Source organism: Myxococcales bacterium, assembly GCA_012513515.1.
In the GTDB taxonomy this organism is placed as follows: Bacteria; UBA10199; UBA10199; order 2-02-FULL-44-16; family JAAZCA01; genus JAAZCA01.
The window spans coordinates 1-19,258 of record JAAZCA010000006.1 but is presented as its reverse complement, the minus strand read 5'-3'; the positions used below and the strand labels follow the sequence as shown (position 1 = coordinate 19,258).

Genomic DNA, 19,258 nt, shown 5'->3' with positions numbered 1-19,258 from the left:
CGCTACCTCCTTTTACCCTTACCCCTGTCATAGCCAGCGATCACCCTGTCGGTTAAATCGCTTCCCTGGGGGGCAAACAAGACTACATCCTGTGATTTTTCGAGTATGAGTGAATATCCCTCCACACTGCCTATCTCCTCGACCACCGCGCGCAGCTTTTTCAAAATATCTTTAGTGAGATTCGCCTCACGGATTTCCATCTCGCGCCTGAATGCCGCAAGCATCTGCTGAAGCTCGAAGAATTTCTTGCGATAATCATCCTCGCGGCTCTTCATCTCGGAAGGAGAAAAAGAGCTCTTCTTACCGTCGAGCTCTGAGCGAATACGGCCCAGATCCTCCTGAAGACTGTCCAGCTGCTGCTGTCTCTCCTTGAACTCCTCTCTCAGCCTTTTCTTGGCAGCAACTCCGTCTGATACAGTATTGAGAGCTCTATTGAAATCGACGTACCCGATCCTGACGGCAGACAGTAAAGCCCCTTCCGCGAAGAGGATCCGCGGAAGGGATATCTGCAAAGCGGTTATCGATGCGACCAATACTGCAACTAGAAAAAACCGCTTCATCATTTGCCTTTATTGTATGCAGCTATCACCCTGTCGGTGATGTCTGTACCGGGCTGTGAGTAGAGGGCCATCTCTCTCGGAACGATCATCGAATAAGATTCCTTCGAGCCGATTTCCTGGATGATCTTCTGCATCTTGTCGCTTATCGGCTTTATGAAGCTCGCCTCTTTTTCGGCGAAATCCCTCTCAAACTCCATGGTCATGCGCTGCAGCTCCATGAGCTTCTGCTGAAACTCTCCTTCCTTCTGCCTGTAGGCATCAGCGGAGAGAACTAACCTCTGCTTGTCGAGGTCTTCCTTCATCTTCTTGAGCTCGTTCTGCATGATCTCGAGTTTCTGTTTCTTTGCCTTTCCATCCGCTTCGAGCTGGGACTTCGCCTTCTTCCCCTCGTTTACCTCGTTAAGCGCCCTGTTGAGGTCGACATAACCGAGCTTCATGGAAGGAGCGCTCTGCTCAGCCGCCCTAGCGTACCCGGCAAAAACCATCGATGCGCACAACACCAATACCATCACGGCCAAACCCTTTTTCATAAAAACTCCTCCTTTTACACATAGTTACACGTTTCCGGCGCTTATATTATAATGGTCGCCATAAGACAAGTGAAAACGGGGGGTTAAGTTAGAAGAAATTACCGATGGTGAAGTTGAAAACGACGCTGTCCTCCCCGGAACGGCGCTGTATCGGAATCCCCCATTCAAAGCGCAGCGGCCCCATAGGAGAGTTCCAGCGTATTCCAAATCCGTAATCCATCCTGATATTGCGGAAGGAATAATTCTGTTCCTCAGCGTAGGCATTCCCTGCATCGAAAAACGCGACTGCCCTTATTCCAGCCTTGTCGACCACAGGGAATTCCAACTCCGTCACGAAGAGCATCAGCTTGTCTCCTCCGTAAACGAAGTTTTCAACTGGGCCGGAAACGGATGAAGGTATCCTGAGCGACGGGCCTACTGAGTTGGGATAAAATCCCCTGAGGGAGTTGGGACCGCCTGTGAAAAATCTTTCATACAGCGGAACGGGATTGTCGTTCAGGCTCTTCACATAGCCCATTCGGAAAAACTGCCTGAAGATGATCCCCTTCCAGACCGGCTCGTAGAGCATCGTCCTGAAGTTGACCCTATAAAAATCGTTATTGCCGCCAAGCTTCGCACCAGAGACCTCCTGCATGAGCGCATTGTACATTCCCTTGGTAGGAGCGAGGCGGTTGTTAGTCGTATCGCGGCTTATCGTAAAGTTGAGCCCCGACGTGAGCCCGCTGGAATCTTCGCGAAACCTCTGTGGCACCGCGTAGCTGAAGGATCCAACGCTCACATGCTCGATCTGATATCCAAGGTTTGCAGAAAAATTATCGAAAAATCTGTGGCCAAAATTGATGTCGCCGCCGGTCGCCTCTCTTTTGAAATCGGTATAATAGTAGGCCGTTCTATAGACGGAAAAACCTGCGAGCCAGTTGGTATCGAGGAAATAAGGATCCGATACTGAGAGCATGAAGAGCTGTCTTATCTTCGAAAGTTCCGCGGAAACAGCGGTGGACATTCCAAAGCCCTTGAAGTTGTCCAGCCTCACCGAGGCGTTGAATATGAATTTCTCGACCGATGAAAACCCCGCCCCTACGTTGAAACTCCTCGTCGATCTTTCCTTAACGGTCACATTGAGGATCATAGTGTCATCCTTGCTACCCCTGGGGGTTGCAAAGTTGACCTCTTCGAAAAAGCCCAGCCTCATGAGATTTTCTTTGCTTCGTCTCACGAGCCGCTCGCTATACCTGTCGTTTTCCTTGATCATCATCTCACGGCGTATCACCTTGTCGCGGGTGTTGGTATTTCCATAGATGTTGATCTGTTCGATCTTTATCCTGTTCCCCTTGCTTATGCTGACGTAAAGGTCGGCGGTCAGGTCCTCATCATTCGGAACAGTCTGTGGAATTATATTTGCATACGCATATCCCTCATCGCCGTATCTGTCGGTGAGGTTCATGATATCCTGGTCGAGGGTCTGCTGCGAATATATGTTCCCCTTTTTCGTCTTCAGTATCGAGGTGAGCTCTTCCTTGGTCGTCAGTATATCTCCTTCTATGCTGACATCGCCGATCCTGTACTGCTCCCCTTCATGAACTTGAAAGGTAACAAATATGTAGCGCTTGTCCTTGGATATGGTGGTTCTCGGCGGTTCGACCTTCACCTTGAGGTATCCGTGATTGAGATAAAAATAAGTCAAGAAGAGAAGATCGTTGCGTAACATCTCTTCGCTATATTTCCCTGAACCGGTAAGAAAGGAGAATGCCCCCTTCTGCCTCGTCTTTACGGCGTCGCGAAGTTCGTCATCGGAAAAAACCTTATTTCCGATAAACATGATTCTGCGCACGGCGACACCCTGATTTTCTTTTATGTCGAATATGAGCTCAGCCTCGTCCTCGCCGACAGAGGTTGTATGATAATCGATATCGGCAAGATAATATCCCTTCTTGGCATAGGCGGCCCTTATGTTCTCCATGGAGATCGCCACGCTCTTCTCATCGAAAACCGCATAGGTGCGCTGTCTGACCTCGTTTAGCAGATCGTCGGTTTTAAGCTTCTTGTTCCCGTCGAATGAAATCTTGGAGATGAGAGGTTTTTCAACAACCACGTAGGTGAGCTTGACGCCACCCTCGGCCGGGGTGGTCTCGGCATGGACATCTTGGAACTGGCCGAGTTTGTAGATGCGTTTTATATCGGCATCGACGAGGTCCATGTCGAGGCGTCCTTCACGCCTCATCATGAGCATCTCCTTGATGGTCTCGTCAGGAGTTCTTCTGTTCCCGATAACATCGACCTCTTTTACCACCGGCTCCAGCGCAAAAACTGCCGTCGAAAACAAGAGCGCAGCCAACACAGCGATGCAGGCGAGGGATATCCTCCCTCTATTTATTCTCCCCCAAATGCTCATCTCAAGTCTCCATCGGAGTACGCGCAAAGGGCGCCGTCCCGCAGCTCATATGCTTTTGAAAGTGATTTTACAAGCTCCCTGTTATGGGTGACCAGGATGAGAGAGATCCCCTCTGAGCGATTGAGCTCCATCAGATAGTGCCAGACCACCCTGCCGCTTTCCCTGTCCAGGTTGCCCGTCGGTTCATCTGCAAATATGACCTTAGGTCGCATGACTGAGGCTCTTGCTATCGCCACCCTCTGTTGCTCTCCGCCAGAAAGCATCCCGGGCCTGTGATCCGCTCTTTCCGCCAGCCCCACCGCCGAAAGGGAGGAAATCGAGCGATTTCTAGCCTCTTCAAATGGAAGGCCGGATATGAGGGCCGGAAGCATAACGTTTTCCACCGCCGTAAACTCCGGAAGCAGGTGATAGAATTGAAACACAAATCCTATGGTCCTATTTCTGAAATCTGACAGCTCGTCCTGTGAAATCGAGCTGATCGACCTTCCTGCAACATAAATTTCACCGGAGGTGGGGAGGTCGATTCCGCCGAGTATGTGGAGAAGCGTCGATTTTCCAGAGCCGGATGCACCGTAAATACCGACGCGTTCTCCCGCCTCGACTGAGAGGGAAAGCCCGGACAGCACCTTGAGCGGCGAGGCCGCCCCGGTGTAGATCTTGCTTACTCCTTTGGCTTCTACTATTCTCGTCTTATCCATCAGCGAATCTTTAAACCTTCCATTGAAATTCCCTTCGCCACCCTCTTTGCAGCGACCTTTGAAGCGGCGTAAGCCGCCGCCATGCAAAAGGCCAGAACCGTTCCGCAGATTGCGGGGGAAACTTCTACAGGAAGCGAATTTATCAAATAAATTTCAGGGTCGAGCTCTATAATTCGGAACCTCTGAATGATCAAGGAAATGATTAGCCCACCCGCAAGACCAGCTATGACGCCCTTCCTGGCGACCAAAAGCCCTCCTGAAATGAGCAGCTTTTCGATCTCGGCAGCGCAAAGCCCTATGGCCTTTAAAAGGGATATCTGCGGTAGCCGTTTCATCATCATCAGGACTATCAGCGCCATGAGATTCAGCATCGAAACAACGACCATCGACCCCATTATGAGAGATGAGACGACCTTCTCGAGTTTGATCGCTGAAAAGAGATCGGAATTCAATTCCTGCCATGTCGTGACCTCGTACAGAAGCCCCATCTCATCGGTAATAGTACTGCCGATTTTTTCAGAGGAATCGGGATCCCGGAGCTTGATTTCAACCCCTGTTATCTCTCCGGAATTCAAACCGAACATTTTCTCCAGCTCTTCTATTCGCATCAAAATGAACTGCGAATCGTAGTCGTTGATTCCCGACTCGAAGGTGCCAAGAACCGGCATCTCCACAAACTTTCCCCCATGGTCATCGGGAATCATCACGCGGATGATCTCCCCATCTTCCAATCCCTCGGCAAGAGAAAGCCCGACGATTCCACCATGAGGCCCGGAGGAAGAATTCCCCCTGAATAGTTCTGTAGTGGAAAGGTTCGCCTCGCTAGAAATCTTAACGTCGCTTACATCCGTGTACGTAGCGGGATCGATTCCTTTTAACACCACGCCCCGCACCTCACCCCGCCTTATAGCGAGTGCCTCGCGATAAAGAAACGGTGTCGCTCCCAAAAGATCGTCGCCCACTATCGATTTGATTTTTTCAATCTCTTCGACGGGAAAGGTGCCGGATGTATTCATCACAACCAGATGAGAGTTGAAGCCCATCAGCGCCTCTCTATAGGCCCGTTCAAAACCCGTGCCCACCGAAAGCGAAATGACGAGCGCACACACGGACAACGCCACAGCCACGGTCGATATCCTTTTCATAACCCTTACCGAACGCGGCATGCAGAGGTCCGCATAAAAGCGGTGTTTTAAAAAACGCCTGAGTGCATACATCTTCATCTATTCATACCTCAACGCATCGGCTACCGAAAATTTGGATGCCCCGAATGCAGGCCTGATTCCCGCTGCTATTGAAACAAGAGAACCCAAAACTGCAGGCGCCATAACAGAATAAACACTCAGATCCACCGGCAGATATTCGAGATAATAGGATGATGGCAAAGAGAGCGGTTTAGCCTCCAGCAAGAGACAAACAGCGACCCCTAAGATCATACCGATCAAAGTACCGGCCATGCCTATGTAAAACGAGTTTAGAGAAAAAATCGCTGCAATCGATCGTTCGCGCAAGCCTAAAGATCGCAGAACGGCCATATCTTTCCTCTTCGATGCTATGAGGAGAAGCAAAACCCCGCCTATGGAAAGTGAGGAAATGACAAGAGCCAACGTGAGTATGATCCCCATCCCGATTCTTTCCAACCGAAGCGCGGAGAGAAGCCTCTTGTTTTTTTCCTGCCATCCGATGGCAGTCCAGCCCTCAGGAAGGGTTGCGTTTAACTTTGCGACGAGATCCTGCGCATCGAACGGGTCTGCAAGAAAGAGGCGAAAGCCGCGCCTTCCCTGAAGGCCGAGAGTTGCCTCCGCCAGTTCGTATGGGAGTAATATGAACTTCGAATCGTGCTCGTATATTCCGGTCTTAAAAACTCCATCCACCCTGACCTTTCGCATATTGGGCGAAAGTTCTCCGCTCGGCCCTACTTCAGCAAGGGGGGCGACTATCTCGATGGAATCGCCAAAATCGGGATGCACTAATATCTGTCCGACTATTTCGCGCCCGATGAGTGCGCCGCCGTGCCATCCATTTTCCTCCGATCCGTAAACCTGCGGAAAATGAAATTCGGCACGAGAGATAGCCGAGATATCGTCAGGGTCTATCCCCCTTAATCTTGCCCCTTGGAGGAGCATCTCCCCACTGGCATCTGAACGGGCTATGACCTCGCCCTCGACATACCTCTGAACCGAGCCAAGCCCCTTCCAGTTCGCAAGCTGCAGAATTTTTTCCGCACTAAGACCGGAGCTGGAATCTGCGTCGGCAGAAATTTCAACGTGCGCATTGAACCCTATCAGGCGATCGGTAAGCTCGCTGCGAAAACCGGTCATGACCGACATCACCACGACCATAAAAAAGATCGCGATGGCGATTCCTGTTACGGAAACGGCCGAAAGAAACGGTCCGAATTGGGAGGAATTGCCTGAAAAGAAATATCGCCAGGCTATCCAAGATGAAAACTTCATCTGAACCCCTTCGAGGGCATCACTGGTTTATCTTCTTGAGCTGCGGAAATAAAATGACATCGCGTATCGAGGGGGAATCGGTAAGAAGCATCACGAGCCTGTCAATTCCTATCCCCTCTCCGGCAGCTGGCGGCATTCCGTACTCGAGTGCCTGGATATAGTCCTCGTCGAAATGCATCGCCTCTTCGTCACCACGATGGAGCGCATCGACCTGCGATTTGAAACGGGAGGCCTGATCCTCTGGATCATTCAACTCAGAAAATCCATTTGCTATCTCCCTTCCATATATGAAGAGTTCGAAGCGGTCCGCATATTCGGGATTGGCCTCGTTTCTTCTCGAAAGCGGAGAAACCTCTATAGGATACTGCGTGATGAACGTCGGGTTTATCAGCTTTTGTTCAACCACGAGTTCAAAGATTTCGGTCGTTATCGCGCCGAGCCCTTCATCCTTGGATTTGAGTTTGTCGCCGAGTCCCTGGGCAAAGTTGAGCGCTTTCTCACGCGATTTCAAAACCTCCGGCGGAACCTTTCCTACCTCTATCAACGACTCTTCGATGGTATAGCGCTTGTATGGAGGCGTGAAATCTATTTCCTGCCCCTGATACAAAATCTTGGTTTTACCAAGAACTTTTTGCGAAATGGATGAAAGCATCTCCTCCGTAAGTTTTATAAGGTCCTCATATGTTGCATAGCTCTGATAGAACTCGAGCATCGTAAACTCAGGATTATGCTTGATGGAGATCCCTTCATTTCTAAAATTCCTGTTGATCTCGAAGACCCTCTCCATCCCCCCCACCAGTAATCGCTTGAGATATAACTCGGGGGCAACCCTCAGATATAGATCCATATCGAGCTTGTTGTGATGCGTAACGAAGGGCTTTGCGGCGGCTCCCCCGGGTATCGGATGCATCATGGGAGTTTCGACCTCCAAAAAATCGCGTTCGGTCATAAAATCCCTTAGCGCCTGAATTATCCGGGAACGCTTGATGAAGGTCTCCATGACCCCTTCGTTGACTATGAGATCGACATAGCGCTGCCTGTATCTGGTTTCGACATCGGTGAGGCCATGCCATTTTTCAGGAAGCGGCCTGTAGGATTTAGTCAGTAGGGTTAAGGAGTTCGATGCAAGAGTCAGCTCATCGGTTTTGGTCCTAAAAAGATTTCCTTTAAAAAGCACGATATCACCCACATCGAGCTTCTTAAAAAGCTTGAACTGTTCCTCTCCAACTGTTTGTTTTTCAACAAAAACCTGCAAGTCTCCGGAGTTGTCGCGAAGCTTTAAGAATGCGGCCTTTCCGAAGGAACGAAGGGCCATCATCCTTCCGGCTATGACGAATTCAGACTGGTCGGCCTCCAGGGCAGCCCCCTCCACTGAGCCATATTTTCCTAGGATACCGCCTATCTTATGCGTCGGAGAGATGCCGTTTTTAAAGGGGTTTATCCCTTCACTTCTGAGGTCGGCCCCCTTCTTCTTTCTTATCTTCACATATTGATTTTCTGATTCAGACATATGCGGCCCTTATATATGCAGTGCTTACATAGGTAATTAAAGATCTATCCAAAGAGGAGCCCGGTCAGGATTTTTGCCGGATCCCCGACGAAACCGCTCGGGGATGACAACCTTTTCGTCACTCGAGTATGACGGCCATGAATCTCATTCCACGCACGCCTCAAGCGGAAATACCGTTCCCCTCTAAGGTGCCAAATACTGAAATTTCAACGAGTTATATTTACAAGGCACAGGAAGTCAAGGAGCTATCTATCCCCCCTCAAAAGATAGGCCCTGATGAATTCATCCAAATCGCCGTCGAGAACCGCATCGACGTTGCCGCTCTCATATCCGGTCCTGTGATCCTTTATGAGCCTGTACGGCTGAAGCACGTATGATCTGATCTGCGAACCCCACTCGATTCTTTTCTTATCCTTCTCCAGTTCGGCCTGGGCATCCATCTTCTTCTGCATCTCGAGTTCATACAATTTCGAACGTAGCAGTTTCATCGCAGTATCCCTGTTCTGGTGCTGACTTCTCTGGCTCTGACATGCCACCACTATCCCGGTCGGGATATGAGTGAGCCTTACGGCGGAGTCGGTCTTGTTTACGTGCTGGCCTCCGGCCCCCCCAGCCCTGTAGGTATCGACCCGAAGGTCCTCGGACCTGATCTCTATCTCGATATCATCCTCGACCTCGGGAAGTACAAAGACCGAGGTGAACGAGGTGTGCCGCCTCTTGTTCGCGTCGAAGGGGGAGATTCTCACCAGCCTATGCACACCATTTTCCGCTTTCAAATATCCGTAGGCGAACTCTCCGGCGACGGTCATAGTCACGCTTCTAAAACCTGCCCCATCGCCGAGCGTGAAATCGACTATCTCAGTTTTATACCCCTTTTCATCGGCCCAACGCCTATACATGCGCAGCAATATCTCCACCCAATCGCATGCCTCGGTCCCGCCTGCGCCGGCGTTTATAAAGAGGATGGCATCGCTGCCGTCATGCTCTCCGGAGAGCATGCGTCGAAATTCGATCCTAGCTATGATCTCATCGGCTTTACTGAGCTCCGTCTCCGCCTCCTTTACAAGTTCAGGAGAATCGTCTGAGTCCAACAAGTCGATGATAGCCTCGACATCCCCCGCTATCGCAACGAGAGAATCGTATTCCTCAGCCACTGCCACGAGGGAATCTCTCTCTTTGGTCAGCTTGCCGGCATTTCGCGCATCGTCCCAGAAGCCAGGTTGATGTGATATATTGTCGATCTCGGATATTCGCTGCTTTTTAGCATCTACGTCAAAGATGCCCCCTAATCTCTACCAGACGATCCTTCAGGTTGTCGTATTTCTCACGAAGTTCCCTGTTCATCATTCCCCCCAATTCATGGCTGATTATCCGCGCCTGTACTTAGCAGCCAGCCCAAAAAACATTCCTATGAGGGTGTAAAGCGCGCACCCCAACGCGAACCAGTCGCCGTTTTTTGTGTAGCTTGAAATAAGATCCATCCTCTTCAGGCTCGACACTATGGTCGCAGGCTCAAAAAGCTCCGATCTCACTAAAACCCTTCCAACAGGATCGACGACCGCGGAGACCCCCGTGTTCGTGGAACGCAGCATATACCTTCTGTTTTCGACGGCACGAAATATCGAAAGGGCCAGATGCTGAAAAGGAGCCGCCGTTCTTCCAAACCAGGCATTGTTCGTTATATTGGCTATGAACTCACCGCCCTGCAAGGTCGATGACCTGGCAAGCTCCGGAAATATATCTTCGTAGCATATAAGCGGAGTAAAACGCACTCCCCCTGCGCTCATTGGATGAATATCTTCGCCTGGAATAAAATTCCCCGTCGGCAGGGCTATTCTTCTGAGAAAGAAAAATAGTTTTTCATACGGGACATACTCGCCAAACGGAACCATATGGACCTTATGGTAAACGGATTCGACCTTTCCCCCGGAATCCACGAGAACTGCGCTGTTTCGATAGATATCGTTTTCTTCCGAGAGGATGGCGCCAAACAGCGTGAACGGAGCTTTTCCTATGAAACCCTCCGGTATGCCGAAGTTAGAGGGAGGCAACTCTTTGGAATCGCCCTTCAGATACCATGGAAAGGAGGCCTCCGGCCAGACTATCAGCTGAACCTGTCCATGCAGCAGTTTCGCCGCCTCTTGGCGATACGCATCAAGATTTTTTTGCGCCTTTCCGGAATCCCACTTTTCATCCTGCGATATATTCCCCTGAATCAGAGCTATCGGATATATCTCCGAACTTTCCGATATGGAATCTATCCGCCCCATTCTGAAATATCCGTACGACAAGACCCCGGCTATTATCAGAATTGAAATTGACAGCTTGAAAAGCGGATGGGAAACATTTTTTTTGCAGAGAAAAAAGATCGCTTCGGCGATGGAGGCATTGATAAAAACTACAAGGAAGATAACTCCGTACGCTCCTACGATATCCGCGATTTGAATGAGCGGAAGATATTTCCACTGGGACATCGCCATCGTTGACCACGGGAAGCCTCCGCACGGAAAATAATTTCTGAAAAGCTCCATCGCTACCCAGACCAGCGGCAGCAGAAGTATCGGTTCACCGCGCCACCTCTGTGAAATAAAGGCTGCTATCGCAGGGGCCAGGGATATGTGAAGGGTCACTACGAGAACCAGCAGAAGGGTTATCAGGGAGGAGATGGACAGGGAGAGCCCGCCGAATACGTACATCGCATTTCCAACCCAGAAAACCGAAGTGCCATACCAGACGAAGGCAGCCACGAAGGTGAGCAAAAAAACTTTTCTGGGAGCGAGCCCCCTGATTGCCACGAACAGAGGGACCAGGGCAAACCACGCAATCCATCCCATGTCCGGGGCGCTAAAACCTGCCAGATAGAATGGAAAAGAAGCGCTGACAAGCAAACCGGAAATAAGTGCCAGAATCACCCTTTTGCATCGGCTCATTTCGATCATATACATAAAATCCCTCTTGAGTTATCTAGAAACAGGTGGCTGCGCAACCTAAACAATCTTTATAAGATTTTCAAACTCGGCATGTCTCATCGCAATCCATGAATCGGGATCCTCATCATCCATGCCTGCCATGTGAAGCAGACCGTGGATGATAAGCAGGAGCAACTCGTCGCGCAAAGTCCCCTTTCTCTCCGCCGCCTGTTTCGCAGCGGTATCAAGAGAAATTATGATTTCACCAAATGCGAAGCCCTGTTTTATCCCTTCATCCCCGTAGCAAAATGAAAGGACATCAGTCGCATGACGAATGCCCCTATACTTTCCGCTGAGCTTCCTTATCGTAGGATCATCGGTAAAGACGACCTCCACTCTTCTGCGGGCAGCATTGGAAACGGAGGAATGCCTGGAAAGCCGCCTCTCAAGATCCTTGAGATTGACTCTCTTCTTCGGGTGACGATTCGAGAGAGTCAGTTTCACGTGTGGAATTTTCATCGATGATGCTGATTTCATTCTTATCCTCTTCATTCTTAGGATACTCTATTCTTTGGTGATAGATACCCAAAAGTATTCTCACGAAGGCTTTCGCTATATCGTGAAGATCCTGCAAGGTCAGCTCACAGTCATCGAGCTGTGATTCTGCGAATATATCGTTGATGGAGCGCTCCACCGTCTGCTGTATTCTAGCGCTTCCCTTTTCTTTGAGAGCCCGGACGGATGCCTCGACCGTGTCAGCGAGCATGAGTATAGCAGCCTCCCTGGTTTGAGGTTTAGGGCCGGGATACCTGAAGTCCTTTTCATCGACCTTCTCGACATCCGGATTTTCACCCTCCTTGGCCTTGGCGTAAAAATAGCTCATAAGGCGCGTTCCGTGATGCTGGGGTATCATGTCGGCTATGCGCTTCGGAATGCCGGAGCTAAGGGCCAATTCCATCCCGTCCTTCACATGCGCAGAGATCACCAGAGCTGACATGTTGGGACTTATCTTCTCGTGTTTATTCTCGCCGCTTTTTGAATTTTCGATGAAGTACTGGGGCTTTTTCAACTTTCCTATGTCATGATAGTAGGCGCCGACACGCACCAGAAGCGGATTGGCTCCGATCGACTCGGCCGCCGCCTCTCCTAAAATTCCGACCAGATGGGAATGATGATAGGTCCCGGGAGCCCTTACGATGAGTTCCCTGAGGAGCGGATGATTGAGATTTGCCAGCTCGAGCAGTTTGATGTCGGAGGTATATCCGGAAAGCGATTCGACTATCGGGGCTGCGAGCATCGTATATATCGAACAGGCAATTCCGCCTATCATGGACAGAAGAATCCCCCACATCATTCCGGAGAAAGAGGCCGACATGGATGCGCTGGCAAACCCTATCATGCTGGTGCCCACTATTGCAGCGACACCTATGGCCCCAGTGAGAAGCCCGGCCTTCAAGATGGAACTCCTCTTGTCAACTCTCGCCACCGCTATCACCGCGCCCAAGTTGGTCATTATTATGTAAACGTAGAAATTCATATCTGCTTCCAGCAGTAGCCCTGAAAGCACGCTCATCGAGAGAGCGAAGACCATCGATATCTCCGGGGCAAGATACATCCTCAGAAGCATGGCACCGCCTGCGATAGGAATCGCATAGTGCAGAGCCGTGATTGGTGCATTAAAAAAGAAAGCATCGTGAAGACCTGGGGCGAGCAGTATGTAAAATCTCTCTATGAGAAGAATTGAAATGGCGATGAAGGCCATCAGGATATGGTCCGCCTTGCTGGGTCTTATCCTTCTAAAAAAACGCTCGGCGAGATAAAACGGAAAAACTATGAAAAGCATGACTAAGACGAAGGTCCCGATGAATTCGAGAGGATACATCCCGCGGCTCTTCTCGTTGCGGATTCCATCTATGACCTTTATATGCCAAGGCTCGTATCTTGCCCCTTCGCGAATGATCATCTCTCCCGATTTTACCTTGAGGACGACGCTCTTCACTTTAAGCGCCGCATCGTCCCTTCGCTTCTGAGTTTCCAAACGGTTGAGCCCGAAGTTCGGCTCGATCAGTTCCTGAGCCAGCACCTTGATCTTTGAAGCAAACTCGGGATTTCTAAATTCATAATTTGGGAGTTCTATCTTGGCTATGCCCTTTCTCGCCTCATCGGTTGTCAGGATATGCGACAAATCCTTGAGCGTCGTCTCCTTGATCTCCGGAGAAGACTCGCCATCTACTGAAATTTTCCTACGAACCGTGATTCCATTCGCGGCCTCCGCGTCCAGCGCAACCCTTTCAGCGATAACCGGTTTTTCCAGAGCCTTAATTATCAGGTCTATGAGATAATTTTCAGACCTTGCATCGAGCCTCTCACCTAATAGTAGTTTCCACTGAGCTTGCGAGGGAAGGACTCCAAGGTTTTCGGCAAAGAGGTTGCGAAGCGCCTCGCTTTCTTCCTCGGAGAGAAGGTCATTCTTCTGCTTGCGCGCCCTCAAAAGATCCATCTGCGACTGATACTTCACTCTCGCATTGGCAAATGCCAGCTTTATCCGTTCAGCAATAGATGCGGATACGGCATCTTCAAGATCATATACCGGCAAAATTCCCACAATTGCTTCGCCGCGAATTTTTTCAGTAGCCTCTTCATCTGTAATTTCATAATTTCGATCGGCCTTGATATTTCTCGGAGCTATCATCCCTTCAACTATTCCGGATGGTACGTATTGCAGCGAGACAGTAGCGAGCAACGTAATTATCGAAGCGAAGATCAATATGAGAAGCCAGGAAAAGGCTTTGGAGCGAAAAAAAGGCGGGACATCTTCAAGGTCCCCCTTTTTCAATTTCAGAATTATATTTTTCAAGTTGTTGTAGCCCTCTATTTTCATCGCCCCCCCCTGATCTCTCTGGCAGCAATGGAATTCTTTTCTTCGTCGGCTCTATAAGCCCGCACTATCTCGCCAACCAATGGATGCCTGACTATATCCACGTCGGTAAAACTATGAAAAGCTATTCCATTGCATCCCTTGAGAATTCTGAAGGCCTCTAAAAGTCCGGAACGCTGATTTTCCGGAAGATCTATCTGCGTAACATCTCCGTTGATAACCATTTTGGAATTCACACCAAGCCTCGTCAGGCACATCTTCATCTGCTGATAGCTGCAGTTTTGTGCCTCATCGAGAATTATGAAACAGTTGTGAAGCGTTCGCCCACGCATGAAAGCGAGAGGGGCAACCTCTATCATATCTTCGGCAATCAACTCGGCGACCTTGTCAGGATCTAGCATATCGTAGAGAGCGTCGTACAGCGGCCTCAGATAGGGGTTTACCTTTTCCTGCATGTCTCCGGGAAGGTATCCGAGCTTTTCTCCGGCCTCAACCGCAGGCCTCGCCAAGACTATTTTGGAAAACTCGCGCTTGAAGAGCTCGGCAATCGCCATGGCGACCGCCAGATAGCTTTTACCGGTTCCGGCAGGCCCCACGGCGAAGACCACGTCGTTATTCTTGATAGCTTCGAGATACTCGCGCTGAGCAGGAGTGCGCGGAACGATCACCTTCTTCTTCGAAGGAATGAATATAGACTGCGAAAAAAGCGAATCCAGATCGGCATTCCTGTCGCGGGAAAGGAGGCGCAGCACCCTCTCCACATCGGCGCCTATTATGGGATACCCCTTCTTGAGCAGTGAATAGAGTTCACTGAGAATTCTCTCGCCGAGCTCTATCTCGGATTCAGACCCCTTTATGCTGACTTCGCTCCCGCGCGCGCTTATCTCAACCCCGAGATGTTTCTCGAGATCCCTCAGGTGCCTGTCCTCCGATCCGAATAGGTCGCGGGCCAAGCGGTTGTCCTCGAAGCGGAGCTTTATGACCTTCGCCCCGCGCTCTTTTTTTTTGGACATCTTCATCTCCTGGCCATCTGCTGCGGAACTCGGCCCTGCTGTCTCATATCTGCCCCGACTACCTGGACGTAAAACTCCCTGCGAAGTCCCTTGCGTTCCAGGTCCACCAGGACCGGCTCCTCACGGGGAGCCAGCAGAAGCCTGCCATCCTTAAATGGGATTGAAAGCGATTTTCCGAGAATTGCCGCCACAACCCTGGGGCCAACCAACACCTCTTCCTTGCGCCTGTTTTTAGTCTGTTCATTTTCCCCAGGAAAAATGCGGATCGCCTCCTTGAACTTCGCTATAATATCAGGGAGGGGCTCCAATATAGCCAAGGCACCGCCTGGAGCAGGAACGCTTATGGTAACTAGCCCCTCGCTCGCAGCGGACTCCCTTATCGTTCTTGTCACCTCGTGGATGACGCTTAAGACGTCCACCTCTGGGGTGGTATTTAAGAAGTAATTCCTAAGGAAAATCATAAGCCTACATCTAGCCCCTATGGGGGCAGAAATGCAACGGCAAAAATGATAAGCCCCCCTTGACTAGAGCCAGAGCGGTCCCCATCTATTCTGCGTAGAAGAAATCCCCCGCGGGAATGGAAATTTAAACCTTAAATTCAAGGGAGGGTTAATTATGAAAAGCTTACAGACTTGGTCTCCAATGAGGGATCTTTGGGATCTTCACGATGACGTCGACCGCCTATTTCACGGTTTCGGATTTAGAGGCGGACGCAAACAGGGAAACCTCGCCTCGGTTGCATGGATACCTCCGGTGGACATCAGAGAGGACAAGGAGGCAGTTATCTTAAGCGCCGAATTACCCGGGATAAAGAAGGAAGATATAAAACTCGGGATTGAAAACGGCGTACTGACCGTAAAGGGGGAACGCTCATTCGAGGATGAACAGAAAAAGGAAAACTATTACAGAATCGAGCGCAGCTATGGCTCATTCTCCAGATCCTTCGAGCTGCCCTCAACTGTCGATCCTGAAAAGATCAAAGCGAATATGAAAGATGGAGTGCTCGAAATCTACATCCCCAAGAAGGATGAGGCAAAGCCAAAGAAGGTGGAAATAGAGGTCAGCTGATTTTGCCGCCATTTCTCCAAATAAAAACCCGCTTCGGCGGGTTTTTTGTTTCAAACCAACAGAGAGCCGAATCATAGCAACATTTTCAGCGCCGCTCCGATAAAGCCTCTAGAATGGCAAAACTTCTCGGAAAAATCTTGGGAGATCCGCAAGGGCTCTCCGCTGACACCGTAATACCTGCGGAGGATTTCGGCAAAATCACGACAGATAGACTTAAAACGCTACTGCTCCAGCAGCCCCAAATCGACATTCGCGCCCAATCGGTCTATGACGGTGGAAAATCCGAAGATTTTTTAAGCCGCATCTGCAGCATCCCCCTCTCCAAACTGGATAAAGGGGTTGCGGCGCTTTGCAACGGAATTGGAGAAAGATTCGGCACTGTCGAGAGATACGTCAAAATCCACGGAGTAGATGCTTTCTCCCCTCTCAAGGTATCCCAGGATCTTAGAGAGCCCTTTTTGATGCCAATCGTCACAACTCAGAGGCTCCCGCCATGGGGAAATGAAAAAAGCGAACCAATAGCCACATTCAAAATTGAAGAGGGGGGTGCGAAATCCCATAGAGAAGGGCTCTTCATTTTCTACTCCGGCAAAAGAGAGATAAAAACTTTCACCGACTACGCAGACTGGCCTACACCATTCAACTTCCTGGGCTTCTACAGGCCCTGTTTAAACTATATAAAAAAATATGATGCCGATTTTGAAAAAGCGGCAAAACTACTCCATAGCTCACACCCAGATCTTCACATCGACAACGTGAGGATATGGATAAGGCAGCATTTCATACATGAACTGAGAAATCTCGATTCGATAGACATCTGGCAGGATTCCGCCGCATGCCGCGAAATCGATTGCGAATTTTCAGATGAAATCGGGAAGGCATTTCCTGAAATTCATACTTCCAACAGGCTCTTCATAGCCTGGAAGATGGCGACCTCCATGCGCGGAAACTTAACCAAACAGGGGTTCGGCCCTGGTCAGATAATACTGGAGTTGGCAATCGAATCCGGCGAAGATGAAGAAGTGGCAAGAAAATATCGCGGAATAATTCCTGACCAGGCATTTCTCAATCAGAAAGAAATGCTCCGGGCGATCCTTCATCCGGTCCATTCGATATACCTCAAGGCGATGACCTATGATTATCTGCTGAAGAAAATGAAAAAAAGCATCTTTCGCTCCACAGAGGTAAGATTTGCAAGCGACAGATACCCCTTCCTCTCGATAGATTCCACCGCACGCGAAATGGCACTTATAAACGGCGCTCAGATCCTCTCCATGTACCCTGAAGAAGATCACAATCTTAAGGATCATATCTACAGCGGACCCAATCTGCAGATGTTCAACAACCTATGCGTGTATTCCAAGATGCTCGATATAGAACCGCGCTTTCCGGGAGTCATCTGCCAAGAGAGTACTCATGATTCCCTGAGTTACACATCCAAGTTTTCAGGGACTCAGGAAATGGACGGTACAATAAAAAAGGACATCCCATGGTACCTCTACACTATCCGTCCAGAGCTGCGCCTGCGCGACGTTATAGAATCATTCAAGGAATTTTTCAGAGACGCAGCTGAAATATTTTCATAGATACACACCCTACAAATTGACATACTTCGCTCGCTCGTTTATTCATGCCTGATGGAAAACACCGGGAAAAAATTCGAGGAGCTGGTTAAAATAATGGCCAAGCTAAGGGCTCCGGACGGATGCCCGTGGGATCGGGAACAGGGGTACAGGGATATCGCCGCACACACCCTGGAAGAGACCTACGAAACTCTGGAAGCTATCGACCGCGGGGACTTCAAGGCCCTCAAGGAGGAGCTTGGCGACTTGCTCCTTCAAATCTTATTCTACGCCCAGATCGCTACCGAAGAGAACCGCTTCGGAATCGACGAGGTGATAGAGGGAATCAGCGCAAAGCTAATCCATCGCCATCCCCACGTCTTTGGGGATGTACGCGTCTCTGACTCGGACGAGGTCCTTAAAAACTGGGAATTCTTAAAGAAGAAGGAAGGGAAAAAGACCGTTCTCGGGGGAGTCCCAAGCGCCCTCCCCTCACTTCTCAAGGCTTTCCGATTAGGCGAAAAGAGCTCGCGTGTAGGATTTGACTGGAGCGATGCGGAAGGGATACTTGGCAAGGTAGAAGAGGAGTCTCGCGAACTTCGAGAGGCGAAGGAATCCGGCGATCCGGATGCCATCGACCATGAATACGGCGACCTCCTTTTTACCCTGGCCAATCTCGGAAGATTTCTGGGGCTTGATCCGGAAGGAAGCCTAAGAAGGGCCTCCGACCGCTTCATAGCCAGGTTTAACTCCATGGAAGAAAAAATATCTCAAAGCAGTATGGATATGAAATCCCTGACCCCGCAGCAGTGGGATGACCTGTGGAAGGATGCAAAATCCGCTGCCGAGAAAGGATAGGTTATGGACAAAGATAAAAGATACGTGCTCGCTATGCTGATAAATGCATTTGCCCTTCCCGGAGCGGGATATTTTTTGATCGGAGAAAGAATTCGCGCTATAGCCATCAGCGCACTTTCGATCCTCTTTCTCACCGCTGCATCAGTCCAATATGGCCTGGCGGTAGTGAAACGATTGAGCATGATGATCCCCGTTGACATGGGGGCCAACGCCACCAGCGTAGCCCTCTATGAAGCGTGGCAGATCAACAAAAACGCGATCTTCCTCTACATAGCAGCGATCTTTCTTCTCTGGCTCTATTGCCTCGTCGATGTAATCATGAAGCGCAAAAAATTCCGCAGCATAACAATCGGGGGATAAACGATGGAGTGTAAACAGAAGGATATACTGAAAAATTGCACCTGCACATATACATCCTGTTCCAGGCGGGGCAAATGCTGTGAGTGCGTGATGTACCACAGAAAAAATGGCGAGATCCCGGGTTGTTTTTTCCCTCCGGAGGCTGAAAAAAGCTACGACAGGTCAGTTGAAAATTTCATCAGATCGGTTTCACTTAGGAACTGACAGGCTTGGAATTTCTGCGCCTTTTAACCATCTGTATCAGCGCCATATAGTCATCTCGGTTGATAATCCTCGTGATGACTATAAAGACCGCAGTTCCTGCCAGCATCATCAAAAGCAGCCTTACGATCTTCATCAGAAGAGATGTGAGATTCCAATCCCCTAATATGCGCTCGACTAAAACTATGGAGGCCCCCATCATGGCGCTGGCGAGGGAGGTCTTTAAAATCGATAAGATGAGTTTTTTATAACCGAGCAGTCCT

The 19,258-nt window shown here is 49.9% G+C and carries 19 protein-coding genes; 5 read left to right on the top strand and 14 right to left on the bottom strand.

Going from position 1 to position 19,258, the window contains the following annotated elements; all coding sequences use genetic code 11:
• Positions 1 to 2: 2 nt before the first annotated feature.
• From GX659_01340 to GX659_01280, 13 genes are all read right to left on the bottom strand, one after another.
• Complete coding sequence (locus GX659_01340; protein NLD27434.1) at positions 3 to 560, bottom strand: OmpH family outer membrane protein; 558 nt, start codon at positions 558 to 560, stop codon at positions 3 to 5.
• The gene (locus GX659_01335; GenBank protein NLD27433.1) at positions 560 to 1,090 is read right to left on the bottom strand and encodes an OmpH family outer membrane protein; all 531 of its coding nucleotides are present in this window, start codon (positions 1,088 to 1,090) and stop codon (positions 560 to 562) included. Before GX659_01335 ends, GX659_01340 begins: the two co-directional genes overlap by 1 nt.
• An 88-nt stretch (positions 1,091 to 1,178) precedes the next feature.
• Positions 1,179 to 3,482, bottom strand: coding sequence for an outer membrane protein assembly factor BamA (bamA, locus tag GX659_01330; protein ID NLD27432.1), 2,304 nt, complete (start codon positions 3,480 to 3,482; stop codon positions 1,179 to 1,181).
• Positions 3,479 to 4,180, bottom strand: coding sequence for an ABC transporter ATP-binding protein (locus GX659_01325; GenBank protein ID NLD27431.1), 702 nt, complete (start codon positions 4,178 to 4,180; stop codon positions 3,479 to 3,481). Before GX659_01325 ends, bamA begins: the two co-directional genes overlap by 4 nt.
• On the bottom strand, positions 4,180 to 5,403 hold the full coding sequence (locus GX659_01320; protein NLD27430.1) for an ABC transporter permease: 1,224 nt from the start codon (positions 5,401 to 5,403) through the stop codon (positions 4,180 to 4,182). The genes GX659_01325 and GX659_01320 overlap by 1 nt, the downstream gene beginning before the upstream one ends.
• On the bottom strand, positions 5,404 to 6,636 hold the full coding sequence (locus tag GX659_01315; GenBank protein NLD27429.1) for an ABC transporter permease: 1,233 nt from the start codon (positions 6,634 to 6,636) through the stop codon (positions 5,404 to 5,406).
• A 19-nt stretch (positions 6,637 to 6,655) separates the two neighbouring features.
• A complete protein-coding gene (gene lysS / locus GX659_01310; protein NLD27428.1) occupies positions 6,656 to 8,146 on the bottom strand; it encodes a lysine--tRNA ligase in 1,491 nt (496 codons plus the stop codon).
• Between the two features lie 245 nt (positions 8,147 to 8,391).
• Positions 8,392 to 9,490 (bottom strand): peptide chain release factor 2 gene (locus GX659_01305; protein ID NLD27427.1). Its coding sequence is split into 2 segments (ribosomal slippage): positions 8,392 to 9,420 and positions 9,422 to 9,490, totalling 1,098 coding nucleotides; the frame shifts between segments, so codons are not numbered across the junction.
• Between the two features lie 23 nt (positions 9,491 to 9,513).
• The gene (gene lnt / locus GX659_01300; protein NLD27426.1) at positions 9,514 to 11,091 is read right to left on the bottom strand and encodes an apolipoprotein N-acyltransferase; all 1,578 of its coding nucleotides are present in this window, start codon (positions 11,089 to 11,091) and stop codon (positions 9,514 to 9,516) included.
• Positions 11,092 to 11,133: 42 nt separating this feature from the next.
• A complete protein-coding gene (gene ybeY, locus GX659_01295; GenBank protein ID NLD27425.1) occupies positions 11,134 to 11,592 on the bottom strand; it encodes an rRNA maturation RNase YbeY in 459 nt (152 codons plus the stop codon).
• Positions 11,501 to 13,936 carry an HDIG domain-containing protein gene (locus tag GX659_01290; GenBank protein NLD27424.1) on the bottom strand — a complete coding sequence of 812 codons (2,436 nt, stop codon included), beginning with the start codon at positions 13,934 to 13,936 and terminating at the stop codon, positions 11,501 to 11,503. Before GX659_01290 ends, ybeY begins: the two co-directional genes overlap by 92 nt.
• Positions 13,933 to 14,952 (bottom strand): PhoH family protein, encoded by a 1,020-nt coding sequence (locus GX659_01285; GenBank protein NLD27423.1) that lies wholly within the window; start codon positions 14,950 to 14,952, stop codon positions 13,933 to 13,935. The genes GX659_01290 and GX659_01285 overlap by 4 nt, the downstream gene beginning before the upstream one ends.
• Positions 14,949 to 15,407: a hypothetical protein gene (locus GX659_01280; protein ID NLD27422.1), complete on the bottom strand. Its 459-nt coding sequence runs from the start codon at positions 15,405 to 15,407 to the stop codon at positions 14,949 to 14,951. The genes GX659_01285 and GX659_01280 overlap by 4 nt, the downstream gene beginning before the upstream one ends.
• 154 nt (positions 15,408 to 15,561) lie before the next feature.
• On the opposite strand from GX659_01280, the gene GX659_01275 reads away from it, so the two are divergent.
• The 5 genes from GX659_01275 (at position 15,562) to GX659_01255 (ending at position 18,998) form a co-directional block, all read left to right on the top strand.
• Positions 15,562 to 16,014 carry an Hsp20/alpha crystallin family protein gene (locus tag GX659_01275; protein ID NLD27421.1) on the top strand — a complete coding sequence of 151 codons (453 nt, stop codon included), beginning with the start codon at positions 15,562 to 15,564 and terminating at the stop codon, positions 16,012 to 16,014.
• 113 nt (positions 16,015 to 16,127) lie between these two features.
• Positions 16,128 to 17,600 carry a hypothetical protein gene (locus GX659_01270; protein NLD27420.1) on the top strand — a complete coding sequence of 491 codons (1,473 nt, stop codon included), beginning with the start codon at positions 16,128 to 16,130 and terminating at the stop codon, positions 17,598 to 17,600.
• A 51-nt stretch (positions 17,601 to 17,651) separates the two neighbouring features.
• Entirely contained in the window at positions 17,652 to 18,434 is a 783-nt protein-coding gene (gene mazG / locus GX659_01265) for a nucleoside triphosphate pyrophosphohydrolase (GenBank protein ID NLD27419.1), read from the top strand.
• A gap of 3 nt (positions 18,435 to 18,437) precedes the next feature.
• Entirely contained in the window at positions 18,438 to 18,794 is a 357-nt protein-coding gene (locus tag GX659_01260; protein NLD27418.1) for a hypothetical protein, read from the top strand.
• A gap of 3 nt (positions 18,795 to 18,797) precedes the next feature.
• Positions 18,798 to 18,998 carry a hypothetical protein gene (locus tag GX659_01255; protein NLD27417.1) on the top strand — a complete coding sequence of 67 codons (201 nt, stop codon included), beginning with the start codon at positions 18,798 to 18,800 and terminating at the stop codon, positions 18,996 to 18,998.
• Here GX659_01255 and GX659_01250 read toward each other — a convergent pair.
• Positions 18,988 to 19,258, bottom strand: a 271-nt coding sequence (locus GX659_01250) for a hypothetical protein (protein ID NLD27416.1), incomplete at its 5' end; no start/stop codon positions are given. The genes GX659_01255 and GX659_01250 overlap by 11 nt on opposite strands.